Raw genomic sequence first — 23,930 nt, 5'->3', positions numbered from 1 at the left:
ACATAAGTCGGGCTTTTTAATATTAATAAATACCGTTAAAACTGGTAGCTTGCGCCTGCAAAAAAGCGACGCTCTGGAGTGTTGTAGTAATACACTTGAGCCGTTGTAAAATCAGTATTTGAATCAACAGCGTTATACTCTTTATCAAATAAGTTTTCTACACGAAGCGAAACTTCAATATGCTCATTTACTTGATAATTACCCGCTAAGTTCCAAAGCGTGTATGACCCTAAACGCGTCACAGCACCTTGTCGGTCGCTACGGTATTGCATGTCTAAGCTTGCATCAAAAGCACCAAACTGTTTTGCAAGTTCCCAGTTAAAAGTACGTTTAGCAACATTACGTAACTCTGCGCCCGTTTCTTCGTCTTCAGCGCTTAAGTAAGCAAAGTTAAGGTTGCTATCAAAACCAAAAAACTGCTGAGATAAGCTAAATTCAACCCCTTCGTAGCGTGCTTCATTTAAGTTGATAGGAAAGAAGTTAGAATCTAAAGATATCTTATCTTCAATATCATTTCTAAAAATAGCAACGTCAATACTTGCTATATCAAAATCTACATTTAACCCAATCTCTTGATTTAATGATTTCTCAGGCTCTAAATCAGGATTAGATGAAGGTGGAAAACCAGGAAAAGCCGGAAAGTATAAATCGTTAAATGTAGGTGCTTTAAAACCAGTGCTTTGGCTTATGCGGAACGTGGCGTCTTCAGATAAATGATAACCTGCAGCGGCTGTATATGTTGTTTCATCACCAAATTGTTCATCATCGTCTTGGCGAATTGTTAAATTAGCTAACACTTTTTCAGCATTGTAATAAGCCCCAACAAATACTGCTAATACATCACGCTCTTGCATATCATACTGCGTTGAACTGTGCGATACATCATCGTTGTACCAGTTAACACCACCGCTAATATTAAGCTCTTCAGATAATATATATTGACCGTTATAATCAAATTGCACACGTTTCGTTATAAAATCATTTACACCAAATGCTGAGGTATCGTGAGAATCATCTGTTGAAATAGCAATATCAATACTGTGCGATTGGTTAGTGTAGTTTTTACTCCAACCTGCAGAAAGCTGATAGTTTTTAAAATCACCTGTTTCCATAGTACTTGTGGCTGGACTAAAGCGACTGTCGTAATCTGCATAGCCTTCACTGTATTGACCTAATAACTTAAAGTCGCCGTAGTGTGCATCAGTATAATTTACTTTAAAACCAAGGTTTTTATTTTCATAGCCATCTTCATCTGGTGCTACGCCTTGCAGTGCATCAAAGTTATCTGTTTTTTCAAAGCCTGCATTAAATGCTGTTGTTATATCGCCTGATTTTACAGAGCCTGCCACTTGATAATTTTGGTAAGAATCAGAACCAAACGTAGCACTCACAGATAAGTTATCTGATTCACGCGTTATAATGTTAATTACGCCAGCAAGTGCATCAGAGCCGTAAACAGCCGCGCGAGAACCCTTAATAATTTCAATGCGTTCAATACTATTTAAAGGGACATTATTTAATGCTTTTTGACCAAGTGTTGCTGAGCCTGTACGTACACCGTCAATCAAAATTAGCGTATCGCCAGAGCCAGTACCACGAAGTGACACACCTGTATTTTGGCCAAAACCACCGTTTGGATTAACCTGAAAACCAACTCGCGTGCTTAATAAGGTTGGTAAATCGCGTACGTTGCTTGCTTCTATTTCTGCACGCTCAATAACATTTACACTTGCTAAAACGTCATTGATTGATTGCTCAAATTTATTAGCTGTAACGGTTATTTTTTCAATTGATTGCTCTGCGCCAGACACAGAAAATGAAAGCGCAGCAGAAATAGCAACGCCTAAAGTTGTTTTGTTTAACATGATGTCCCCTACCTTTGCCCACCGCAAAGATTTAAGTAAGTAAGATTGCATCAAGGCCGGTCTCCGGACTCAGTAAGCACATCAAAATATGCAATACTTTACCGTTGCGGGGGCAGTGTTGGGCTTGTAGTCATCATGAAAACGCACCAACTTCCCGATTATCCTGCTAAAAAAATCATTACATGAAGTGGCTAGCAAGCACCTTGAAAATATGTCGCTATTGTGAGTATTTTGTTTACAAATGTCAATGGACGTCTATACAGCTAAAAACCTTTAAAATGCAGTTAAGGGCTAGTATAGTTTGAAGGAACGCCATATTTATTAAGTAGCTTCTGAAGTTGTATTTGTGCAGTAGGTAAGCTTAGTATTTCATCCATTTTATTACTAGTGATCTTATTTGATTTAGAGTTAACTAAAAAGTGCGTTTCATAAACGGCATCTGGTACGTTACTTTTATAGAGTAAATCCATATTAAAAGTATTTTGATTTTTAAAATATTGGTAAGCAATATTATTTAAAACGCCTACTTCCGCGCGCTTTAATAGCAGCATTTTAACCACATTGAATTCATCAATGGTTAAACTTACTTGATGTTCCTCACTTAAAAATTCGGCATCTGTATTAAATCCAGCAAATTGATACGAGTACCCCAGAACCCCAACCTTTGTTAATGACGTAATGTCGTCAAAGTAAGCTTGCTCATTTGTATTTTCTTTAAGCGTATAAAGCTCATTTTTGGTAATGGTATAAAATTCGGTTTTTTTAATATTCTCTTGCGCTGATTGTGGGATCCATTGCAGTGCCATTAAAAATAAAACATCAAAATTATTTTTTTCAACTGACAAAGCAAGCCTTTTTACAGGTAGAGACTTAAGTACGAAGTTAAACTCCTGCTGTGCGCCGTTTAAAATCTTAATAAACTCAGGAGCAAAACCCTGTTTTTTTTGCGCATTAATAATAATGGGAAAGTAGCCATCTTCAACCAGTACATCAATATCAACTGTTTTTGATAAGCTTGGTTTGGTAAATGTAAGCAAAACAAATAACAAAAATAATTGATGAAGTTTCATTTTAATACCTTCTAGTGTGAAGTACTTAATTGCATGTGATTAAATATAATAGCTTAAATATCAAAAAGAAGATTAATACATACGGGAGTATCTAGGCAGCAAAGAGGGATAATAGTGAGATATTTAAAAAGAGTAAGTAGCTTCAATCTGTCTGTAAGTATAAACAGATTAAAGCATGCTTAATTTAAAACTATTTATTAATTAATCGCGGAAATTTTTAAACTGAAAAGGTTGACCTAGCTCAGCACTGCGCACTACTTGCATAGCCTCTTGAAGATCGTCACGTTTTTTACCCGTTACACGTACTTCTTCGCCTTGGATAGCAGCTTGAACTTTAACTTTAGAGTCTTTAATGGCTTTAACTACTTTTTTAGCCATGTCCTTTTCGATACCCTGCTTTAAGCCAACGTTACGAAATACATTTTTACCTGCACGGGTAATATCTTGAAGCTCTAAGCTTGATACATCCATACCACGCTTAGATATTTTGTTAGCTAAAATATCAAATAATTGCATAACCTGAGAGTCTGCTTCAGCTTTAAGCTTAATTGTTTTGTCATTTAGCTCAATAGATGCATCAACGCCTCTAAAGTCAAAGCGAGTCTCTAGCTCACGATTTGCATTATCAACTGCGTTTTTAGCTTCGTTCATTTCTACTTCAGATACAATATCAAATGAAGGCATTGGTTTGCTCCTAACTATTTAATCTTAATTTTATGTGGTAATTATAACGCTAAAATTATAAATCTTTACATTTTTCTGCATCTTGTTCAGGTGCGATATTAAATTAGTTTGATATACTTGCGCCTCTTTTTTAAGCGATTTTAGGATTTGTCGTGACAAGGCGTGTTTATCAAGCAATTTTTTTAATCAGCATAGTAGCTTTTACCTTTTTATTTGCCAAAGAAATAAAAGGTGGCGTTGTAAATTTATTTCCTCATGTTGATAAAGTCGCCCATTTTGGGATTTTTTTTATACTAGCCATAATAATGGATAAAGCGTTTAAGCTTCCTTTATATGCGCAAATACTTTTATTGGCTGGTTATGGCGCCTCTATAGAAATAATGCAAGACGCACTTCCATATAGGCAAGCATCACTCGGTGATTTTTTTGCTGATTTTGCAGGTGCCGCAAGCTACTTTTTACTTAGAGTAATTTTTACACCTCGAAAAAAGAACCCATATGGCTAATATTTTAATTGTCGGCGATGGTGCTATTGGCTTGTTACTTAGTCATTTTCTAAGTGCGTCGCATAATGTCAGTGTTTTAACTCGCAAAAGCCCAACAAATACCCGCTTTTATAGTCGAGGTAAGGGTGCATCTAAAAAAATTGACGCACAATTTATTGCATTAAATCAGCTAAATAAAGCGGCTGAATTTGATGTTGTTTTATTTACCGTTAAAGCCTTTCAAGTACTTGATGCATTTACGCAAATAAAGCCTCTTCTACCAAGTCATTGCTCTGTTGTACTTTCGCATAACGGCATGGGTAATGTTGATGAGGTAAATAGCCAGCTAAGCACTCACCAAGCACTCTACTTTTTAACGACAAGCATAGCGGGCTTTAAATCAAACCAATACATTGTGCAGCACACTGGTGAGGGACAAAGTGTTATTGGTGCTTGTAATGAATTAGCTTTTCAAAATAGCGCGCCAATAGCTGATATTTTTAAAGTAATACCCAGCCTAAAGTTTACTAATAACATTCAGCAGCTTCGTTTTGAAAAACTACTCGTAAATATTGCCATTAACCCATTAAGCGCTTTAAGTAATGTAAAAAATGGTGAGTTACGCGCACCTAAGTACAACGCTATAATTTTTAATGCACTCACTGAAGCATGCAATATAGCAAAGGTACAAGGGCTTAATATCCCATTGATTAAAGCACTTAATACCGCTTATAAAATAATGGAATTAACGTCTGACAATTACTCTTCAATGCAGCAAGACGTCGCGCATTGCAGAGAAACTGAAATATCAGCTATATGTGGCTATATTAGCCAACAAGGCAAACTTCACGGTATTCCTACACCTTACAACGATGAGTTGTTTGTCAAAATTCAGGCAAAAAAAAGCGTGGTATAAACCACGCTTATATAAATTCTTAACTTTAAGACGACAAACCTTATGGGCGGTAAACTTTTACCGTTTCAAAGCCTTGTTCGTGCAGCATAAGTGCCTGTAGTTGGCTCATTACGCCTCGATCACAATATAAATAGTAGTCGGTGTCTTTTGGTAAATCACCAAACTTAGTCGCCAGACGGAAGAACGGTAAATGAACCACTTCAACACCGTCGATTGCAAGCGGTGCAGCTTCTTCTTCTTCTGGTGAGCGAATATCAACTACCACAGAGCCTACAGGCAAATCAGCAACCGATTCAGCTTCTTTAAGTTCTTGTTTGGCTTCTACGTCAATATCACGCACGTCCATTATACGTGCGTTGTTTACAACGGTATCAAGTACATCAAAGTCGAACTTTTCTTCTTCACCAAGAATAACGTCTATTTTGGCTTTAACCGTTGGCTTTTTAGAAATAACACCACAGTATTCAGGCATTGTTTCTGCCATTTCGGCCGTACCAATTTGACGAGCAATATTAATAATTTCTTGCTTATCGTGTTGAATAAGCGGGCGTAAAATAAGCGTTTCAGTAACACGGTCAATCACGCTTAAATTCGCTAATGTTTGACTAGATACTTGGCCAATACTTTCGCCAGTGACAAGTGCTTGAATGTTTAACTTTTGCGCAACCACACTCCCTGCGCGCATCATCATACGTTTAAGTACAACACCCATTTGACTGTTTTCAACGTTTTCTAAAATTTCAGCAACAACAGGTTCAAAATCAACCGTTACAAATTTAACTTTATGTGTAGAGCTGTATTTTTTCCATAAGTAGTAGCTTGCTTGCTTAACGCCAATTTCGTGCGCTGCGCCACCTAGATTAAAGAATAAAAAGTGTGTGCGTGCGCCTTTACGAATCATTTGGTAACTTGCTACGCCAGAGTCAAAACCACCAGACATAAGCGAAAGCACATCTTCTTGAGTTGGCAAAGGAAAACCAGCCATACCAAAATGTGTATGAGAAACAATGTAAGCTTTATCGTCTTTTACTTCTAGGCGTATTGTTACTTCTGGGCGGCTAAGCTTTACGCTTGCGCCTTCAATATGCTGATTTAATCCACCACCAACATAACGCTCTAAATCAGTTGAGGTAAAATCGTGTTGCCCTATGCGCTTAGCACGAACACAAAAGGTTTTACCTACAATAGTATGACCAACTAAAGCGATGGTTTTTTGATAAATATCATCAAGAGTTTCGAATTGTGTTTCGGTTACTTCAATAAATTGAACAATGCCAGGGATGCGTTTAAGGCTATCGATAAAATCAAGGCGAACTTGCGCGTCTTCAAGCTTTGTAACAACTGAAATGTTATCCCAGTTATTTCTTACTTGTACTTTTTCGTCAACACGGCGCAATACAATTTTAATGTTATTTTCTAACACTTTAGTAAAGCGTTTACGGACTGAACGGCTTTTAATGGCTATTTCAGGATGTAGTTTGACGATAAATTTAAGCATAGTTCACTCTTAGACTGCGGGAATTCGCGCTCCCAGGCATTTGGCGCGGGATTATAGCAAAAAATTCAGCGCCTAGGAAACAGCCTATTACTATCGATTAAACTACAGCTAGGGCCTGTTTATCTTTCGAGGTTAAATTTGCAGCAGTGTGTTTGGTATTTAGGCAAGGCAGAGCCTATGTAGTGTGGTTATTCCCCATAAATAGGCGATAACGTAGCATAAATACCAAACAAGCGCTGCCCAAAGGGTTTAGCCTAGGGGCGATTAACTCTTTGTTGCTTGGTTTTTACTTAGCCCACTAGGTTACAAACCTCGCGTCGCGATTTAATCGCCCCTAGATTGAACAAATTTTAATCCTGAAAGGTCAACAGGCCCTAAGGCTTGTTGCGCTAATTCAGTATATTTTTCACGTAGCAGGTTCATTTTATCAATGCTTTTATCGGTACTGTACGCTCTAAATAATGTAAGTACTTTTAAAATGCCATGATATATATCTTGCTCAGCAAGCGTACCACTTGGCCTACGGGCTTTAATATAAGGCGTCCAAAAACTAACCGTTAACTTTAATGTATGTGCTAAATCAATGACATCTTGCTCATCAATAGCAATCATTTCACTGTCGCGAAGTCCTAAAATAATTTTACGAACTTGCTCTAACAACTCTAACTGAAAATCAATATAAGCTTGTTTTAAATCAGCATCTCTAGAGAGAATATCCCCGAGATTATCGTAAAAAAAATGATAGCGCCACATCAGCTCAAATAACGAATCTAGGTAAGCCGTTAAATGATTAAATGCATCATCATCTTTATTAATAGGTTTAAAGTGAGTATTTAAATGATCGCGATACAGCGCAAAAATATGACGGATAATGTCTTCTTTATTTTTAAAATGATAATAAAGATTACCCGGGCTCATCCCTAAGTTTGATGCAATATGATTTGTCGTTATTGCACGCTCACCATTTTCGTTAAACAACAAAATACTGGTGTGTATTATTTTATCCTTGGTATTCATATGCTAATACTCAAATTATCTATAGGCTACATTACACTCAAAAGAGGTAAACAGTATAAACAAATATGAATCATTAAAACACTCCCACCATGGACTGACCTGTTTAAAGAAAGTAAGTGTTTATATGCTTTTTTAGCTAGGCTGCTTTGTGGCATAAACACTGTTAAACTAGCGCTAAAATAATAAATAGTGAACATTATGAAAGTTATTGCAATTTACCCTGGCACCTTTGATCCACTAACTAATGGGCACACAGACCTTATTCAACGTGCAGCTAAAATGTTTGATACTGTATTAGTTGCGGTTGCTAATAACCCAAGTAAAAAACCCTGCTTTAACCTTGAAGAACGTGTTGAGCTTGCAAACACTATTTTAAGCCACATAGATAATGTTAAGGTGATTGGTTTTTCTGGTTTATTGGCTGATCTTGCACGCGAGCACAATGCTAATGTGCTTATTCGCGGTATTAGAGCTGTATCTGATTTTGACTATGAATTTCAATTAGCTAACATGAACCGCCGCCTGAACCCCGACTTAGAAAGTGTATTTTTAACACCCGCAGAGCGAAATTCATTTATTTCATCAACACTCGTTAAAGAAGTAGCTCGCCACAATGGTGATGTAAGCGAGTTTGTAGACCCTGTAATTGTTAAAGCGCTAAAAACTAAATTGGGTTGTGGTAGCAGTTAATAATAAATAAGGCCTGTTAGCACTGAAATCCATTACTAATAGGCCCTTTTATTAAACACTTTATTTAGCTTTCCTTCTAACCAAGTAAGTTTTAAAACATCTTTACCTATAAAGAAAACTAAAACCATGGTCAAATCTGTAAAATTTATACCTACTATGTACACCCACCAGAACCACCAAAAATCATAATGGTGCATAACATCATTATCTATATACATTGCAAAAAATAGTAAGGTGTTTATACCTAAACCAAATAATAAATAAATGTATATGCTGCTAATCTTTATAAAAAAACCAGATAAAATAATAACAAATAGAGTAATAATATCGAATAAGAAAAAATCGAAGTAAGTTATTGCGTCCATATCAATAAACATACTAGAAGAGTAAGAAAGTGCCATGATGAAAGATAGCCAAACAATGCTTTTATCTGCGCTATTTATAGAGCTTACTAAAGAATATAAAAAAGCCATCAAAAAGCCCCACTGTACAAAAACACCTATATAAAACGAGATATTTGTATTTAAAAGTAGCTCAACCATTTTACTCCAACACTAGATAAAAAATTATTATACCGCTTTACATATTACGGCAACATCAAATAAAGGCACAAAATCACTCTTCTTTTAAGTTGAGCTTTACTGCCTCAGCGATCTAAACTTAACTTTCTAACACATCTTAAAAGCTTGTTTAAGCCTAAAAAATCCTTATTGATGATTAATACCAATGCCATGGTAAAATCGACAAAATACATCCCGAATGTGTAAATGGTCCAAAACCACCAATAGTAAAGAGTGCCAACGATTACAATGTCGTAATGCATACCCAGGAACAGACACGCATTAATAAATAGACCAACAATTACATAGACAAAAGCAATGGAGACAGGATTTTTACATACAGCTCGCCAAAGTAATAAAGTACCTATGGTAGCAAAATCAAAATAAAAGTAATTTAAGTGAGAAGTCGAAGTTCGAGGATCCATAAAAAGACTTGAAGTATAAGAAACCAGCATAATGAATGATAACTGTAGCAGGCTTTTATCTGCCTTATTTATACTTGCTGATAGATTATATAAAAATGAAATTAAAAAGAACCAAGTAAATAATAGCCCTATATTATCGCCTAAATCGACAAGACTCCAGAGTAGGTCAGCCATCAACTGTCCTTTTCAAACTAGTAATCAAACCATTTCTAAATTTCATCAAGTATAAAAAATCTTTGTTTATAAAAAATATAGCTACCATTATAAAATCAGCAGCGTTGACCCCTATCGCGCAAGCATTCCAAAGCCACCAGTAGCTTGTATTATTTGATATATAGATGTCGTAATGCATGAGAAAATGCAGGGTTGAGTTTATAGCTAAACCAGTAATAATATATAGATAGGTAATACCATCATGCCAGAGCCGCCTAAGGGAAATGATAACTAGGAGAGTTAAAATATCGGAAAACAAAAAATCTAGATAAGTTACCGTATCCATATTTGTAAATATACTAAACGAATATGAAACACTCATAACCAAAGACAAATACACTCTTTCTTTATTAGGCTTATTAATCGAATGAGCAAGGGAGTACAAAAAAGCCATAAGAAACCCCCATTGTACAAATGCACCTATGTACAGAGAAATTGTTGGGCTAATTAAAAGCTCATTCAATATTTTTCAACTTTTTAAAGTTCAATGTAACCCCTCTTTTAAAAGTGGTATTTTTATTGAATACTAGTGAAAGAAACATTAAAACATCGAACATATTAACGCCAATAGAATAAACACTCCAATACCACCAAGGCTCATAGTTATATAAAACGTATAGATCGTAATGCAATATTAAGGTGAGCACAGCATTTATTATTAACGCAAAGATGATGAAGTGAAAAGCTATAGAGCGGTGAAGTACTTTAAAGTACTCTAAAATTAACAAAGCTAAAATTGTAATAAAATCGTAGAGCGCCCAATTTAAATATAAACTTTCTAATAAGTTTATGTAACCACTGGAAATATATGAGCAGAGCATAAGCGCAGATAAATAAACCGAGGATTTATTTTCTTTATTTATACTGGAAGCTAAACAGTATAAGAAGGCCATTAAAAAGCCCCATTGAGAGAAAGCTTCTACATAATCCATCAGGGCTTCAGTAACGTACATTTAAACTAGGTCGTTATTTTTATTTTTCTCGATTTAAACAATCGAATTAATTTTCTTTTTATCCTGTGTAGCCCTAAAAAGTCTCTATCTACAATTAATGCTACAACCATTGCTAAGTCATTAAAAGCAACGAAACCTACATATATTTCCCAGAAAAACCATGGTTCATTATTTTTATACACATATACATCTAAATACATTAACAGTACTAATAGCATATTTATTGATAGACCAACGATCAAATATAAGAAGGATGTAGTTGTTTTTTTCAATAATTTAAAGCTAAAGATGAGTACAATAATAGTAATTAAATCATGAATAGCCCAGTCCAAATATGTGGTGTTATAGTATGAAAGCCACGTATAGAAGTAATCTGTGGCTGTATAAGATATCATCATGATTAATGAACTGAGTAATAAGGTAGTCTTTCTTTTAACGTCTAAGCTATATACAAAAACATTGAAAAAGAAGGCCATTAAAAAAGCCCACATAACAAAAGCTGATAATGAGAAAAGACCAAAAAACTCAGTTAAAAACATTCAATACCTTATTACTACTTAGGACGAGTGCCTGTACCACCAGAAAGAATAGCAAGGCCACGTTCAACAGAGTTAACACTCGCAGCAGCCATACCTTCTTGAGAGATGCTTACTGTATCAGATTGCAGGGTTTTAGGGCTAGCAGTTTGTTCCATTGCAGGCTTTAATTGTTGTGTTTTGTTGTATGCTTGCATTTGTACTTGGCTATTAGCTGAAACTTGCATGTGATTGATCCTTGTAAAAGTTTTAATTATATTTGGTGCAACTTTTAACCACATTATTATGTAGATAAATGCATCACCTGTTTAAAGTAGTGATAGCTATTTTGCTATCTACCTTATACAAAGCAACCAATGTGCCAACTTTTTTTTGACACCTTAAAACTCACTCAAAACATACTTATATAATCAAACCAAACAGCTCCGACCAGTTTACTACAAACATAAAAAAACGCACAGGGATAACCGTACGTTTTTTGTATCCAGGGAGTTTAAGCTACGTATTTACACGGGATCTCCGCACGTGTACTTAGCTTCAAAATATATTCCATTGCTACTTCGTCACAATTTTCTTTACGAAGGCAAAGTTCACAATCTTTCATTACTTTTTCAGGCAAAGAGTCTTTGCTACAAAAAGTAAAACGTTGTTGTTCAAAAAAATCTGGTACGCGTGTTAATACAATAACTCGGTTAAGTGCCAATTTTTTGGCTTTAGTAAGTAGATGATCTACAAGCTGTCTACCCTGCCCCGACACTTTACTTTTTGGGTCTATACCCAATGAGCGTATTTCAGCAAGGCCGGTATCGTAAATGTATAACGACGCACAGCCCGACACTTTTCCATTTATTTCTGTTACTGCAAACTCGTTAATAGAGTGCACCATATCGCTTTTTGCACGAGGCAGGTTTTCACCTACCGTTGCCCAATGCTGTATAAGCGTGGCAATTGCTTCTACATCATCTAAATTTGCATCACGTACCGTTATTTGCTGTTTTTTTTTGGCTTCTTTAACAGCATTCGTTACTTGTTCAATAGACGTCCCACCAAGGGCTTTACGTGCTTTTATACATGCATCAATTTCAAGTACTGGGTAAACATCGTCTTCAAATACAGTGTTTACTGATTTGTACTGCTCAAGCGATAGCTCTTCAAGCGTTTTACCTTCGCTAATCGCAAGCTGTACAAGTACACCTACAATGTGATGCCCTTCTCTAAATGGCACACCTTTAGCAACTAAGTAATCAGCAAGTTCGGTGGCATTTGCATGCCCTCCTTTTGCTGCAGCAAGTGTCTTATCGCCGTTTACTTTAACGCCTTTAATACATGCTTGCGCCATATGAATACATGCAAGCCATGTTGGCATAGCGTCGAATAGCCCTTCTTTGTCTTCTTGCATATCTTTATTGTATGCAAGTGGCAGCGCTTTTAACGTCATCATCATAGCGCTAAATGCACCAAACACACGTCCGGTTTTACCGCGAATAAGCTCGAGTGCATCAGGATTTTTTTTCTGAGGCATGAGCGATGAGCCTGATGTTACGTTATCAGCAAGCTCTATAAATCCGGCTTCACCCGAATTATAAAAAATCAAATCCTCTGACATACGAGATAAGTGAATCATCGAAATAGACGCACAACTTAAAAGATCTAAAACAAAATCACGATCAGATACACCATCAAGGCTGTTTTTTGTAGCCGCTGTAAAACCTAGCCCATGCGCTAATGCTTGGCGATCAATCGGATAAGCTGTACCTGCTAATGCACCACTGCCTAATGGGCAAAAATTCATGCGCGCTTTAGCATCTTGCAAGCGGCTTTCATCACGCTCTAGCATCTCTACATACGCCATACACCAGTGGCTAAATAATACTGGTTGTGCGCGCTGTAAGTGCGTGTAACCTGGTAATATTGTGCCAAGCTCTCGCTCTGCAAGCGCTACAAACTCGCCTTTAAGCTGTGCAATAGCATCTAGTAAATGGTCAGCCGTATCACGGCACCATAATCTAAAGTCGGTGGCAACTTGGTCATTACGGCTTCGGCCTGTATGTAATTTTTTAGCTAAATCACCTACTTTTTCAATTAGAGCTGCTTCAACATGTGAATGAATATCCTCTGCACCTGAAGTAGCTACCGCTTGTGGATCTGCTTTAACTTCTTCAAGCAGCTCATTTAATGCAGCCACTAATCTTGTGTGCTCGTCACTTGAAAGTACACTTACCTGTTCAAGTGCACCAGCCCATGCCACAGAGCCAATAATATCTTGCTCTGCTAACTGGTAGTCAAAGGGAAGAGAGTCGTTAAATTGCTTAAACGCCTCATCTGGACCCGTAGAAAAACGTCCGCCCCATAATGCCATGAAATCTCTCCAAACCCTGTAGTGCCCCTTTTATGAGGGGCGTAATAAATTACTTTTTAGCGAGTGCTGAAATTCTGCTTGAAAGCGAGAATAAACGAATAAAGCCTTCAGCGTGTGATTGGTCGTACACATCATCTTCGCCAAATGTAGCAAATGCTTCGCTGTATAAGCTATTTGGTGACTGCTTTTGAACTGCAGTTACTTGGCCTTTGTATAGCTTAAGTACCACTTCACCTGTTGCCACTTTAGAAAGTGCTTCAGCACCGGCTAAAATAGAATCTTTAAGAGGCGTAAACCAACGGCCGTCGTATACTAAATGTGAAAACTCACCACCGAGTACTTCTTTCCACTTACGGCTTGCTTTATCAAGCACTAGCTCGTCAATGGCTTGAAGCGCTGCCATAATGACTGTGCCGCCTGGCGTTTCATAACAACCGCGTGACTTCATGCCAACTAAACGGTTTTCTACAATATCAACACGTCCAACACCATGAGGCGATGCAATATCGTTTAATTTAACTAAACAATCGTAAGGTTTAAGCTCTACGCCATTTACAGCAACCACTTCGCCTTCAACAACTTTTAATGTTACTAGTTCTGATTTATCTGGTGCTTGCTCTGGAGAGTTAGTCCAAGTCCATACTTGTTCAGTTGGTTGACACCATGGGTCTTCAAGCTCACCACCTTCGTGCGAAATATGCCATGCGTTAGCATCACGGCTATAAATTTTTGTAGCAGATGCTGAACACGGAATGTCACGCTCTGCTAAGTAATCAAGTAATGATTCACGGCTCGATAAGTCCCACTCACGCCATGGCGCAATTACTTTTAAATCAGGGGCTAGTGCTGCAAAACATGATTCAAAACGAACTTGGTCATTACCTTTACCAGTACAACCATGAGAAAGTGCATCAGCACCTACTTTACGTGCAATTTCAACTTGTGCTTTAGCAATAATTGGGCGCGCCATAGAAGTACCTAATAAATAAGTACCTTCGTAAATTGAGCCCGTTTTAAGCGTTGGGTAAATGTAATCACTTACCATTTCATCTTTTAAGTCAACTACGTAACATTCAGATGCACCAGAGGCAATTGCTTTAGCTTCTACGCCTTCAAGTTCTTCAGCGCCTTGACCTACATCGGCAACAAACGCGATTACTTCACAGCCGTAGTTTTCTTTTAACCATGGCACGATAGCCGACGTATCAAGACCACCAGAATAGGCTAAAACGACTTTTTTAATTGAACTCATAGGTGTTCCTTAACAAAATTTGGATTTAGTAATGTAACTAGCAGAGCATTTTGCGCATGCATGCGATTCTCTGCTTGTTGAATGATTTTTGATGCTGGACCATCCATTACCTCAGAGGTAATTTCAAATTCACGGTGTGCCGGTTGGCAATGTAATACCGTAGTCGCACCTGTTTGATCTAGCAATGCCTGGTTTAATTGATAAGGCATGTATTTTTCTTTTACTTGCTCAAGCGGCGTTGTATCACCCATTGATACCCATGTATCTGCGTATACAACGTTTGCACCAACCGCAGCTTCAACTCTATCGCTCACCATGACTGATGCGCCATTCATTGCTGCAATTTGCTCTGCTTTTTTAAGTATTTGTGAATCTGGCGAACACCCTTTTGGTGTTACAGCAACAAAGTCAGTACCTAGCGTTGCGGCAAGTAACATCAATGAATGAGTCACGTTATTGCCCTCACCTAAGTAAGCTACTTTAAGCTGACTCACATCGCCATGTACTTCTTGAAGTGTTAAAAAATCAGCAAGTGCTTGGCAAGGGTGGTACAAGTCACACAAGCTATTAACTACCGGTACCGATGAATATTCACCTAACGTAGTTAATGTGCTGTGCTGATTTACACGCGCCACAATACCATCAGCCCAAGTAGAAATATTAAGTGCAAAATCTTTAATTGATTCACGTGCACCCATAGCGCCATTTTGCTGATCTAAATAAACAGCATGACCACCAAGGCGATTAATACCTATATCAAACGATAAACGTGTACGTAAACTTTGCTTTTCAAACAATGTTACGATTGATTTACCCGATAATACTTGGCTGTATTTTTCTGGCTTTGCTTTTATATCTTGCGCTAACTTTAATAAATTAAGTGCGCCTTCTTGGTCTAATTCTAAACCCGTTAAAAAATTCTCAAACATAATAAACCTATGGTGTAATCTTTGTTCCGACATGCTCACCTTGCAGCAGAGCAGTTAAATTTTCTGGCTTTTGCCAGCTGGAAATATACACACCGCGTCGTAAATGTTGGGCAGCGTGAAGGCTGGTCTTAACTTTGACCTCCATCCCGCCCACAATTACTCCATCTGTAATTAAAGTATCAATGTGTTTTGTGTCAAGTTGATGTAACGGTTGTTTATTTGCGTCAAGTACCGCTTCTACATCCGTCATAAAAATTAGTTCTGCATTTAAATTACTGGCAATAGCCGCTGCAGCTTCATCTGCATTTACGTTGTACCACAAGCCTTGTTCATCAAAGCCGATAGAGCTAACAATAGGTAAACGAGAAATTCTAAGTAAATCATTGATGATAGAATCGTCGTTACTTGTGCATTTACCCACTAAGCAAAGCGCTTTTAATTTTTGGGTTGCAGTCACACCCGCCTCAAAAAGACTTAAGCCGACAGGCTTATGCCCTGCGCTTATAGCTTGAGTCATTAATTGTTTATTAGCGCAACCTGCAAGCGCACCTACTATATAAGGCATTTGCTCTGCTGGACTAATACGTAAACCTTGGTGTTTAGCACTAGCAAAACCCGCTTGCTTTAGCCATGTATCTACTAAAGAGCCACCGCCATGAACAATGACAAACTCATCATTTTTTTGCTCGCTTAGCACATCAAATAACGCTTTTGCTGCATTTTCTGTATTAAGTACTGCACCACCGAGTTTAATAACCCACGTTTTTTTACTCATTTAAAACGCTCCTTTTAAGCCCGTAGTGTGATCTAAATTCATAGAAATATTAATACACTGCAAAGCTTGTCCAGCAGCGCCTTTTAATAAGTTATCAATGGCAGACATTACAATTAACTGCGTGCCTTGTTGCTGCCAACCAATATCAACAAATGGTTGCTTAGCAACACCTTTAATTGAAGGTATTTTATCGCCTAACAAACGAATTAATGGTTCGTTAGCAAGCACTTGATAAGCAGATGCAACGTTTTCCTTGGTAACGCCAGGCTTAAGTTGTACATAAATAGTTTCTAAAATACCGCGCGCAAAGCTACCTAGATGCGGTGTAAATAATACTTTGTGGCCAAGGTGTTGTTCAATTTCAGGACCGTGGCGATGGTTAAACAAACCATAAGGTGCAAGCGATACCTCACAAAAATGTGTTCCTACACTCGCTTTACGCCCGGCACCCGTAACACCCGAAACGGCATTAATAATAATACTTTCGCTGCTCAATAAGCCTGCTTGTTTAAGCGGTTTAAGTGCATTGAGCGCCGCTGTTGGGTAACAGCCTGCAACAGCAATTAGCTTTGCGTTAGCGATAGCATCATGGTTCCACTCTGCTAAACCGTAAGCCGCTTCATTTAAAAGCTCTGGGTGTTGATGCTCAAAACCATAGTAAGTAACGTAATCATCATTATTTGCTAGGCGATAGCCACCAGATAAATCAAATACTTTTTTACCCATAGCTAAAAATTGAGGCGCTAAATCAACACTTACTTTGTGATCGGTACATAAACACACATAGTCAGCATCACTTTGAATGTCATCAAAAGCTGATGCACTAAGAGGAAGTAAAGGACAATCTAGTAAGCCAAGGTGCTCTGGGTATAAATCACTTAGTAATTTATTTTTATCTAAGCTACCCTCAGATACATAACAGCCTGTTAAGGTAAGGTTTGGATGCTTAGCAACTAAACTTGCTAACTCTGCGCCGCTATAACCGCTTGCGCCAATAATCACTACATTCATTTGTTACTCGTTATCTTAAAATTAGTTACTACTTACTTATAATGTTCGCTTAAACTAGCTTAGATGCTAATTAAGTCTTTTTTATTAATGAATTTTGATTATCGTCGCATTATTTTCATAGCGTTACTTTAATATATTTATGCTTAAAAAGTGAATTGATATTCATCATAAATACTTTTATATTGTTATGCAATTAAATTGAATACTTATTTTGGATTTTTTTATGCCTTTACCTTCGTTTATTTCTATGTATCAACAATTGATTGCAGCCCCTTCTATTAGTGCAATTGAAGACAGCTTGTGTATGAGCAATAAAAACGTAATTGAACTCCTTGCTAGGTGGTGCGAAACACTCGGTTTTACGTGTGAAATTATTGAATTAGAAGGAGGTAAAGGCCGCTTTAATTTATTAGCAAAGCGTGGAAAAGGCGATGGCGGGTTAATGCTTGCGGGCCACACAGATACAGTGCCTTTTGATGACAGCCGCTGGAACCACAATCCGTTTAAACTTACCGAACTAGACAATAAATTGTATGGGCTGGGAAGCATTGATATGAAAGGATTTTTTGCTTTTGTATTACAAGCGATTAGTGAATTTGATGAAAAGCAGCAAACTCAACCTATTTTAATACTCGCCACTGCCGATGAAGAAACAACTATGGCAGGTGCACAGCAAATATGTAAGCACCCTAATTTAAAACCTGCACGCTGTATAATTGGCGAACCTACTGATATGACACCAGTATTTATGCACAAGGGCCATATGAGTACAGCAATAAGAGTGGTTGGTCGCTCTGGGCATAGCTCAGATCCCGAACGTGGCCTTAACGCCATTGAAGTAATGCATAAAGTGATTACAAAATTGATGATCTTAAAAGAGCAATTAAAGCATAAGTATTCAATAAATCACTTTGAAATTCCTTATCCAACATTGAACTTGGGTAATATTCATGGCGGCGATAACGCGAATAGAATTTGTGGTTGCTGTGAAATGCACATAGATATGCGCCCATTACCAGGTTTAAGTGTACAAGAACTACAAGCATTAGTGCTTGATGCAACGAAAGAAATTAATGATCAATACCCTAATGCTGTGAGTGTTATTGATTTACACGAGCCCATTCCTGCATTTAGTGGCAGTACCGACAGTGCTTTAGTTAAAATGGCTGAAAAAATAGCGGGTCAAAAAGCGGTCGCGGTAAATTACTGTACTGAAGCTCCTTTTATCCAGCAACTCGGTTGTGAAACAATTGTAATGGGCCCTGGCTCAATTAACCAAGCGCATCAACCTGATGAGTTTTTAGCAATGGAAAAAATAAAACCATCCCAACAAATAATCACCGATATTATTAAAGCCAATTGCTTTAGCTATCAGGGTCACTAGCTGCTTATAACAACACAAATAATAAAGGCGCCAATCGGCGCCTTTATTAGATGATTAAATACTAATATTTAATCACCTTTAACTTCTAAATTAATAAACTTAACTAGCTCTTCAGGTTGCCCTACTAGCATCATAACCTGTTGATTAATTTCCATCATGGTTTTGCCTTCAGGTAGCTTTGCAGATACGCTAAATGAATTTAAACCTTTAGCAAAGCTAGTTAAAGCTGCGGCTATGTCTTCAGTAACAGGCGCTTGCTGCAACTGTTGCTCTAGCGTCATTTCCATCTGCTCAAGCGTCATACCTTGCTTTTCAAGCTCGCTTGATAATAAATCTTTTAGCTTACCTTGGTTATTTAAAACAAAGCTGACATTACGCGGCTCTAACTTACTCATTGCTTGCATAACAAGTGTTTGCTGCTGTAACTCTTGCTCGTAAGTAAGTGGCTGGTTACCCGCCTCTTGTTGCGCTTTACTAATCGCTAATGAGGCATCCATTAAGGCTTTTGAATTAGCCAAGCCCATATCCATGTTAAAACTAACAATGTCTTTTGCATCAAGCTTAACAACTACATCACTATTGCCAGACTCTTCATCGTAATCAAGTGATGAATGTAAGTCATAACTTGCCGACGCTAGCATTTCGTTTGTGTCAGCAGGTAATTTTGAAACAAAATCTTTGTCAAACTGAAAGCTTTTTACATCAAACGATGTATGTGGTGATATTTTATCTGGCTCGTAACCAGTTATTTCAATGCTTTGAATATTAGCAACATTGTCACCCTCAGGGCTTATTACTTCCATGTTTGTTATTTCTACGCTTTTTGAAATAACACTTGCTGATAAACCAGCATATTTAAATGTAGCGCCAGTTTGCTCGCTTACTAAAGCAAGTTGCTTATCTACTTCTGCACGCACTTCTTGTGTAGCTACATAATTTGCATAGCTCACGCCACCAACGCCCGCAGCTACAATTGCTGCAACTATTACTAACTTTTTCATGTTATTTCCTTATTCTATTATTTGTGTAAACCGAGTTTTATTAAGAGTAACATTACACATTAACACCCGTAAGTGTTAATTAATTAAACTAAGCAACTCATGTACTGTTTTAACTGGCGTAATTTTAGCACCAAGCCCTTCCATTGATTTATGATAATTACGAAATGGAATATATATTTCTGTAAAACCATGCTGAGCGGCTTCTTTAACACGTGGTACACCGCTATCGATTGGGCGTACATCGCCGTTTAAGCTAAGCTCGCCCATAATACAAGTGGTTCGCGGTACAACAAACTCATTTAAGCTGCTAAGTAGCGCGGTAACTAATGCTAAATCAATACAAGTTTCTGTTTCATCAATTCTTAGGCCACCCACAATATTAAAAAACGTATCGTGGAATATTTTGGTTTTAGTGTGTTTTCGTAATATGCCAGTCAGCATTTTTATGCGGTTCATGTTTAAACCAACGCACACACGCTGCGGAAATTCCGCCTCGGTTTCGGTCGTTAAACACTGAATTTCCAGCAATAAATTACGATTGCCTTTACGAATACAGGTAATTGTAGAGCCTGGCGAGTCAGTGGTTGAACCCGACAAGAAAATTTCGCTCGGGTTATCAACGCTTAACATCCCACGTTCGCACATTTTAAAAATGCCAACGGTATCTATATCACCAAAGCGGTTTTTATTTGCCCTAAGGGTTCGAATTTGCCCATCGTTGGTGTCTATGTGTAAAAGCGCATCGACAATATGTACAAGTGTTTGAGGACCTGCTATTTCGTTATTTTTATTTACATGAGCAATAATAAACATGGTTACATCATTTTGCTTACAGTATTGAGTCAATGCTTGGGCGGCACTTTTTACTTGCGAAGGCGAACCTGGGCTACCATTTGCCGTTTCGGTTACAACCGCTTGAATAGAGTCAATAACAGCAAACTTAATTTTATTTTTCTCGAGCTCTTCAATGATGGTTTCAACACTGGTTTCTGAAAGTAAATAAAGCTCGTCAGGGTTATAGTTTAACTTTAAACGATTTACCCTGTTTTTAAACTGCGATAATGACTCCTCGGCCGTACAGTAAAGTGACGGCATACGTTGTGACATTCTCGCCACTAGATCAGATAGCAAGGTTGTTTTACCAGCACCTGGATCACCCGAAATTATATTAACAGAGCCGGTAGTTACACCACCGCTTAGCACACGATCGAGCTCGCCTATTTCAGTTAGCTGTTTTTCTGCCTCTGACGTAGCAATATCATTAATTTTTTTAGAGCCGCCACCAGCACCGCCAGCATAACCACCTACATTTGCTCGAACTGACGCTTTTTTACTCTGCCCTGCTGAAGGTTTAAATTCTGCTAATGTGTTCCACGCACCGCAGCGGCATTGACCCTGCCAACGTGGGTAGTTCATGCCACATTCTGTACACACAAACTCTATTTTTGCCGCTTTAGTCATTTATAACCTTATCTACGATTCTCTAATTTTAAAAACATTTACTTCTAATAACTTATTTTGCCACTTCAAGCATTTACTTAGCAACAAACTCTTGCCTGCGTAAAAATCTAGCGTCACAATCATTAAATACACATGGTGTTTCTTTTTAGCTATAATTTAGGGCATACTTTTTGCTTTGAAATAGTTTAAAGTAACTTGCCAACAAAATGGCATATAACACATAATAACAAGAGCTAAACAGTAGTAACTAAAATAATTGTACCTATATTAATAACATAGCGCGATTTAACGTTTATTGAACTTCTAATAAATGGACTTAACAGTATACCTACTTTTTCAATTAGACGGTGATGGTTTTATAAATGGCTGATGACATAATGCTCAAACACGAAGACCTCGTGAATGAGTTAAAAACATATTTAGGCAATGCTAAATTTGACCTAATTTTCAAATCAAAAACCGCTGGGTTAACCAAACCTGAGCAATTTTTGATGAAAATGGAAATGTCACGCTTATCTCAGCCAGTGGCACGCTTTGTTGATCTTCGTGGATTAGTGACGGGCCAAGTAAAACCGTATGAGCATAACGGCAAACAGCACTTTATGGATGACACAGCCATTGAAGTGTTTGAAAAAGCACTTAAACAGCATGGTGAATATACCCTAGCCGTTTACGAAGCCGTAATGAATACAGAAAATAACCACCGAGTATTACAAAAACAAGCCGCCGAAAAATCAGAACTACAAGAATCAGAAAGTAACTTAAGCACTGAAGTCATTAAGTTTGCCTCTTACGAGAGCCGCCGTGAAGAACGGATGAATTACTCAATAAAAGTAACTATTGATTACAAAGATAAAAAGAACATTGCTGCTAGCACCTCAGATATATCTTTAAGCGGTTGTAAAGTTAAGCTTGCAACGCGCTACTCTATAAAAAAAGGTGAACTAATAGCAATGCGCTTGGTAGGCCTTGAACAAGACTTTGAACTTGGCCTAAAAAACGGTATTCAATACGAGGTTGTTGCCGTTGAAAATATCTCTCGTGAATACAACCACATTCGCTTAAAACGCACTTATATCGAAAATAACGACGCCTTTAATGACTTTTTAGAAAGCTTTATTCACGGTAATAAACGTCGTTATAAAGTAAATTTAGATAACACGCTCGATGCTGTAGTATCAAAGGGGTATGAGCAATACTACATCCCTCGTGTAACGTCTTTATATGTATTTTTAAGCAAAAAAGATGAACAGTATTACCCAAGCCTTAGCCTTACTACTGAAAATAATATTTCTATCCAGCGCTATTTTACCGATGAAAGAAAAACACCGTGTTTGTACAATATACTCAATCATCAGCGCATTACACAATTACTAACCCAAATTACCGCGGTCAAAGAAGATTACCTCTATACATTTACACATATATCATCGGGTAAAATTTATTACTACTCAGCAACGCGTACAGAACTAAGTAACAACCCTAATTTACGCGATTTATTTTTAGGTTTTGGTAGTCAAAAAGAGAGTTGGCAGTGCTTTAAAATACAAATAATGCCAAGCCACCCGGATGATTCTTTTATACCGCTTTCATTACCAAATAGTGCTGGTGAAAATATAGAAAAATTAAATAAGCCGCCTTCACCTCGTGTAAAAGGCCTTATAAAAGACGTTAAATATATTGTTGTACTCACTAGTATTGGCAATAAAGCAGAGCAAGCAGATTATAAACAGCTTACTTTTGATAAAGCATTAGTAAATCAGCTTAAGCATTTTGGTCATGCTAAACACAAAACTCCACCTTATTTAGATATTGTGCCACTTGAATACGTAAATTTACGCTCACATAAGCGCTACCTTTATAAAACACCGGTTAGTGTCACGATTAATGATGAAGTATTTAACGGTTATACACGTGACTTTTCAGTAATGGGTTTGCAGTTAGAGTGCGAACAACCAGCTACATTTAAAAAAGGCGACATTGTACTTTTAACATTTCCTGAGCTTCAAAAAATAACTAAAAAGCATAAACTTAGTGAGCTAAAGTACGAAGTAATGGCCATCAGTAAATCATTCACTACTATCAACTTAAAAGCGAATCGCATTGCTGATTTACCCCATGCCGGCGTGACCTTTTTCACTCAGCTAATAGAAGGGAATAAAGACAAACTTAAAGTATCTGAAGAAGCGCCAAAAGTAGAAGGCCTATCTACCGCACTTAGAAATATGGTGACGAAAAGCGTTTGCCAATTTCCGCTGTATTTACACAAAGAAGTAGCACACTTTAAAACGGGTGCAATTGGTTATGGTTTATACGCTAGCCCTATTCATGTGATTTTGCAAAACTTTGGTTTATTAGGCAATAAAACTGATTTTTCGAGCATTCTGACCGAAGAGCAGATTATTAATGTAATAACACCTAATATAAAAGATCGTAGCCGCCAAGACCCACCACTTGCTTTTACACTCGCTATTAATTTTGACCCTCGTAAAGGCAGTATTGAAGAGGCTATTGTTAGCCAATGCGCCCTAGGTGAAGACTACTCCAGCTTTTATAAACAAATTAGCAAAGGCATTACATCACAGCTTATATTTGTGATGCGTTTGTATATTTCGCGCACAGGCCGCCCCGATACTGACTACCTATCTAATGAGCTTAAATACGTAAGCCAGTACGCAATGCACAAAGCAAAAGATTTAGAAGAAGCATTATGGGCTGTTGCAGGCGTGGGTGATGTAGTAGATATAACTGAAGAAGCTTTAAGCCATTTAGAACTTAAAAAAGAGCAAGTTGAACAAATGGGCCGCCGTAAGCTAATTTGGTTAAACCGCTTGCGCTAAGCGGTT

22 protein-coding genes and 1 riboswitch are annotated in these 23,930 nt (G+C 37.6%); of the genes, 5 read left to right on the top strand and 17 right to left on the bottom strand.

The features are described 5' to 3' along the window. Positions 1-35 precede the first annotated feature (35 nt). The 3 genes from I6F48_RS01655 to I6F48_RS01645 all read right to left on the bottom strand — a co-directional run bounded on the left by I6F48_RS01655 (position 36) and on the right by I6F48_RS01645 (position 3,619). Positions 36-1,865 carry a TonB-dependent receptor domain-containing protein gene (locus I6F48_RS01655; RefSeq protein ID WP_197118675.1) on the bottom strand — a complete coding sequence of 610 codons (1,830 nt, stop codon included), beginning with the start codon at positions 1,863-1,865 and terminating at the stop codon, positions 36-38. Between the two features lie 37 nt (positions 1,866-1,902). After that, positions 1,903-2,086: riboswitch (cobalamin riboswitch) on the bottom strand. A gap of 63 nt (positions 2,087-2,149) precedes the next feature. Beyond that, a complete protein-coding gene (locus I6F48_RS01650; RefSeq protein WP_197118674.1) occupies positions 2,150-2,935 on the bottom strand; it encodes an ABC transporter substrate-binding protein in 786 nt (261 codons plus the stop codon). 201 nt (positions 2,936-3,136) lie between these two features. Then, on the bottom strand, positions 3,137-3,619 hold the full coding sequence (locus I6F48_RS01645) for a YajQ family cyclic di-GMP-binding protein (protein WP_007377833.1): 483 nt from the start codon (positions 3,617-3,619) through the stop codon (positions 3,137-3,139). Between the two features lie 152 nt (positions 3,620-3,771). Between I6F48_RS01645 and I6F48_RS01640 the strand changes: the two genes are divergently transcribed. Both I6F48_RS01640 and I6F48_RS01635 read left to right on the top strand, forming a co-directional pair. Further along, entirely contained in the window at positions 3,772-4,125 is a 354-nt protein-coding gene (locus tag I6F48_RS01640; RefSeq protein WP_007581666.1) for a VanZ family protein, read from the top strand. Further along, positions 4,118-5,020, top strand: coding sequence for a ketopantoate reductase family protein (locus I6F48_RS01635; RefSeq protein WP_197118673.1), 903 nt, complete (start codon positions 4,118-4,120; stop codon positions 5,018-5,020). Before I6F48_RS01640 ends, I6F48_RS01635 begins: the two co-directional genes overlap by 8 nt. 40 nt (positions 5,021-5,060) lie before the next feature. Here the strand turns inward: I6F48_RS01635 and thiI are convergent, their stop codons facing one another. Both thiI and I6F48_RS01625 read right to left on the bottom strand, forming a co-directional pair. Continuing rightward, entirely contained in the window at positions 5,061-6,518 is a 1,458-nt protein-coding gene (thiI, locus tag I6F48_RS01630) for a tRNA uracil 4-sulfurtransferase ThiI (protein ID WP_101164302.1), read from the bottom strand. A 324-nt stretch (positions 6,519-6,842) separates the two neighbouring features. Further along, positions 6,843-7,535 carry a TetR/AcrR family transcriptional regulator gene (locus I6F48_RS01625; protein ID WP_024592300.1) on the bottom strand — a complete coding sequence of 231 codons (693 nt, stop codon included), beginning with the start codon at positions 7,533-7,535 and terminating at the stop codon, positions 6,843-6,845. Positions 7,536-7,733: 198 nt separating this feature from the next. Here I6F48_RS01625 and coaD point away from each other — a divergent pair, with 198 nt between their 5' ends. Beyond that, positions 7,734-8,225 carry a pantetheine-phosphate adenylyltransferase gene (gene coaD / locus I6F48_RS01620; RefSeq protein WP_165727579.1) on the top strand — a complete coding sequence of 164 codons (492 nt, stop codon included), beginning with the start codon at positions 7,734-7,736 and terminating at the stop codon, positions 8,223-8,225. Positions 8,226-8,260: 35 nt separating this feature from the next. Here coaD and I6F48_RS01615 read toward each other — a convergent pair whose 3' ends face one another. The 10 genes from I6F48_RS01615 to argC all read right to left on the bottom strand — a co-directional run bounded on the left by I6F48_RS01615 (position 8,261) and on the right by argC (position 17,238). After that, positions 8,261-8,767, bottom strand: a complete 507-nt coding sequence (locus I6F48_RS01615) for a hypothetical protein (RefSeq protein ID WP_165727580.1) — start codon at positions 8,765-8,767, stop codon at positions 8,261-8,263. Positions 8,768-8,871: 104 nt separating this feature from the next. Next, positions 8,872-9,384 (bottom strand): hypothetical protein, encoded by a 513-nt coding sequence (locus tag I6F48_RS01610; protein ID WP_197118672.1) that lies wholly within the window; start codon positions 9,382-9,384, stop codon positions 8,872-8,874. Positions 9,385-9,878: 494 nt separating this feature from the next. Further along, positions 9,879-10,376, bottom strand: coding sequence for a hypothetical protein (locus I6F48_RS01605; protein ID WP_197118671.1), 498 nt, complete (start codon positions 10,374-10,376; stop codon positions 9,879-9,881). A gap of 5 nt (positions 10,377-10,381) precedes the next feature. Next, entirely contained in the window at positions 10,382-10,915 is a 534-nt protein-coding gene (locus tag I6F48_RS01600; RefSeq protein ID WP_024590032.1) for a hypothetical protein, read from the bottom strand. 14 nt (positions 10,916-10,929) lie between these two features. Continuing rightward, the gene (locus I6F48_RS01595; RefSeq protein ID WP_024590033.1) at positions 10,930-11,139 is read right to left on the bottom strand and encodes a hypothetical protein; all 210 of its coding nucleotides are present in this window, start codon (positions 11,137-11,139) and stop codon (positions 10,930-10,932) included. Between the two features lie 266 nt (positions 11,140-11,405). Then, entirely contained in the window at positions 11,406-13,271 is a 1,866-nt protein-coding gene (gene argH / locus I6F48_RS01590; protein ID WP_007581654.1) for an argininosuccinate lyase, read from the bottom strand. A 49-nt stretch (positions 13,272-13,320) separates the two neighbouring features. Continuing rightward, a complete protein-coding gene (locus I6F48_RS01585) occupies positions 13,321-14,523 on the bottom strand; it encodes an argininosuccinate synthase (RefSeq protein WP_007581653.1) in 1,203 nt (400 codons plus the stop codon). Further along, entirely contained in the window at positions 14,520-15,452 is a 933-nt protein-coding gene (locus I6F48_RS01580) for an ornithine carbamoyltransferase (protein ID WP_024592295.1), read from the bottom strand. The genes I6F48_RS01585 and I6F48_RS01580 overlap by 4 nt, the downstream gene beginning before the upstream one ends. Positions 15,453-15,459: 7 nt before the next feature. Then, on the bottom strand, positions 15,460-16,227 hold the full coding sequence (argB, locus tag I6F48_RS01575) for an acetylglutamate kinase (RefSeq protein ID WP_165727586.1): 768 nt from the start codon (positions 16,225-16,227) through the stop codon (positions 15,460-15,462). Next, complete coding sequence (argC, locus tag I6F48_RS01570; protein ID WP_197118670.1) at positions 16,228-17,238, bottom strand: N-acetyl-gamma-glutamyl-phosphate reductase; 1,011 nt, start codon at positions 17,236-17,238, stop codon at positions 16,228-16,230. Positions 17,239-17,461: 223 nt separating this feature from the next. On the opposite strand from argC, the gene argE reads away from it, so the two are divergent. Next, positions 17,462-18,622 carry an acetylornithine deacetylase gene (argE, locus tag I6F48_RS01565; protein WP_197118669.1) on the top strand — a complete coding sequence of 387 codons (1,161 nt, stop codon included), beginning with the start codon at positions 17,462-17,464 and terminating at the stop codon, positions 18,620-18,622. 68 nt (positions 18,623-18,690) lie between these two features. On the opposite strand, the gene I6F48_RS01560 is transcribed toward argE, so the two are convergent. Further along, positions 18,691-19,623 carry a hypothetical protein gene (locus I6F48_RS01560; protein ID WP_024598619.1) on the bottom strand — a complete coding sequence of 311 codons (933 nt, stop codon included), beginning with the start codon at positions 19,621-19,623 and terminating at the stop codon, positions 18,691-18,693. A 75-nt stretch (positions 19,624-19,698) separates the two neighbouring features. Next, positions 19,699-21,084, bottom strand: a complete 1,386-nt coding sequence (radA, locus tag I6F48_RS01555; RefSeq protein ID WP_024590039.1) for a DNA repair protein RadA — start codon at positions 21,082-21,084, stop codon at positions 19,699-19,701. Positions 21,085-21,446: 362 nt separating this feature from the next. Here radA and I6F48_RS01550 point away from each other — a divergent pair, with 362 nt between their 5' ends. Further along, positions 21,447-23,924 carry a PilZ domain-containing protein gene (locus I6F48_RS01550; RefSeq protein WP_197118668.1) on the top strand — a complete coding sequence of 826 codons (2,478 nt, stop codon included), beginning with the start codon at positions 21,447-21,449 and terminating at the stop codon, positions 23,922-23,924. The last annotated feature ends 6 nt before the right edge of the window (positions 23,925-23,930 follow it).

Origin of the sequence: Pseudoalteromonas sp. SWYJ118, assembly GCF_015864505.1 — a bacterium.
GTDB lineage: Bacteria > Pseudomonadota > Gammaproteobacteria > Enterobacterales > Alteromonadaceae > Pseudoalteromonas > Pseudoalteromonas arctica.
Note: the sequence above shows the minus strand (reverse complement) of the source record. Positions and strands in the feature narration are given on the sequence as shown.

Excerpts from the sequence above, each read along its gene's own strand:
- I6F48_RS01655 (WP_197118675.1), bottom strand. The coding sequence starts at position 1,865 with ATGTTAAACAAAACAACTTTAGGCGTTGCTATTTCTGCTGCGCTTTCA.
- I6F48_RS01650 (WP_197118674.1), bottom strand. The coding sequence starts at position 2,935 with ATGAAACTTCATCAATTATTTTTGTTATTTGTTTTGCTTACATTTACC.
- I6F48_RS01645 (WP_007377833.1), bottom strand. The coding sequence starts at position 3,619 with ATGCCTTCATTTGATATTGTATCTGAAGTAGAAATGAACGAAGCTAAA.
- I6F48_RS01635 (WP_197118673.1), top strand. The coding sequence starts at position 4,118 with ATGGCTAATATTTTAATTGTCGGCGATGGTGCTATTGGCTTGTTACTT.
- thiI (WP_101164302.1), bottom strand. The coding sequence starts at position 6,518 with ATGCTTAAATTTATCGTCAAACTACATCCTGAAATAGCCATTAAAAGC.
- I6F48_RS01625 (WP_024592300.1), bottom strand. The coding sequence starts at position 7,535 with ATGAATACCAAGGATAAAATAATACACACCAGTATTTTGTTGTTTAAC.
- coaD (WP_165727579.1), top strand. The coding sequence starts at position 7,734 with ATGAAAGTTATTGCAATTTACCCTGGCACCTTTGATCCACTAACTAAT.
- I6F48_RS01615 (WP_165727580.1), bottom strand. The coding sequence starts at position 8,767 with ATGGTTGAGCTACTTTTAAATACAAATATCTCGTTTTATATAGGTGTT.
- I6F48_RS01610 (WP_197118672.1), bottom strand. The coding sequence starts at position 9,384 with ATGGCTGACCTACTCTGGAGTCTTGTCGATTTAGGCGATAATATAGGG.
- I6F48_RS01605 (WP_197118671.1), bottom strand. The coding sequence starts at position 10,376 with ATGTACGTTACTGAAGCCCTGATGGATTATGTAGAAGCTTTCTCTCAA.
- I6F48_RS01600 (WP_024590032.1), bottom strand. The coding sequence starts at position 10,915 with ATGTTTTTAACTGAGTTTTTTGGTCTTTTCTCATTATCAGCTTTTGTT.
- I6F48_RS01595 (WP_024590033.1), bottom strand. The coding sequence starts at position 11,139 with ATGCAAGTTTCAGCTAATAGCCAAGTACAAATGCAAGCATACAACAAA.
- argH (WP_007581654.1), bottom strand. The coding sequence starts at position 13,271 with ATGGCATTATGGGGCGGACGTTTTTCTACGGGTCCAGATGAGGCGTTT.
- I6F48_RS01585 (WP_007581653.1), bottom strand. The coding sequence starts at position 14,523 with ATGAGTTCAATTAAAAAAGTCGTTTTAGCCTATTCTGGTGGTCTTGAT.
- I6F48_RS01580 (WP_024592295.1), bottom strand. The coding sequence starts at position 15,452 with ATGTTTGAGAATTTTTTAACGGGTTTAGAATTAGACCAAGAAGGCGCA.
- argB (WP_165727586.1), bottom strand. The coding sequence starts at position 16,227 with ATGAGTAAAAAAACGTGGGTTATTAAACTCGGTGGTGCAGTACTTAAT.
- argC (WP_197118670.1), bottom strand. The coding sequence starts at position 17,238 with ATGAATGTAGTGATTATTGGCGCAAGCGGTTATAGCGGCGCAGAGTTA.
- argE (WP_197118669.1), top strand. The coding sequence starts at position 17,462 with ATGCCTTTACCTTCGTTTATTTCTATGTATCAACAATTGATTGCAGCC.
- I6F48_RS01560 (WP_024598619.1), bottom strand. The coding sequence starts at position 19,623 with ATGAAAAAGTTAGTAATAGTTGCAGCAATTGTAGCTGCGGGCGTTGGT.
- radA (WP_024590039.1), bottom strand. The coding sequence starts at position 21,084 with ATGACTAAAGCGGCAAAAATAGAGTTTGTGTGTACAGAATGTGGCATG.
- I6F48_RS01550 (WP_197118668.1), top strand. The coding sequence starts at position 21,447 with ATGGCTGATGACATAATGCTCAAACACGAAGACCTCGTGAATGAGTTA.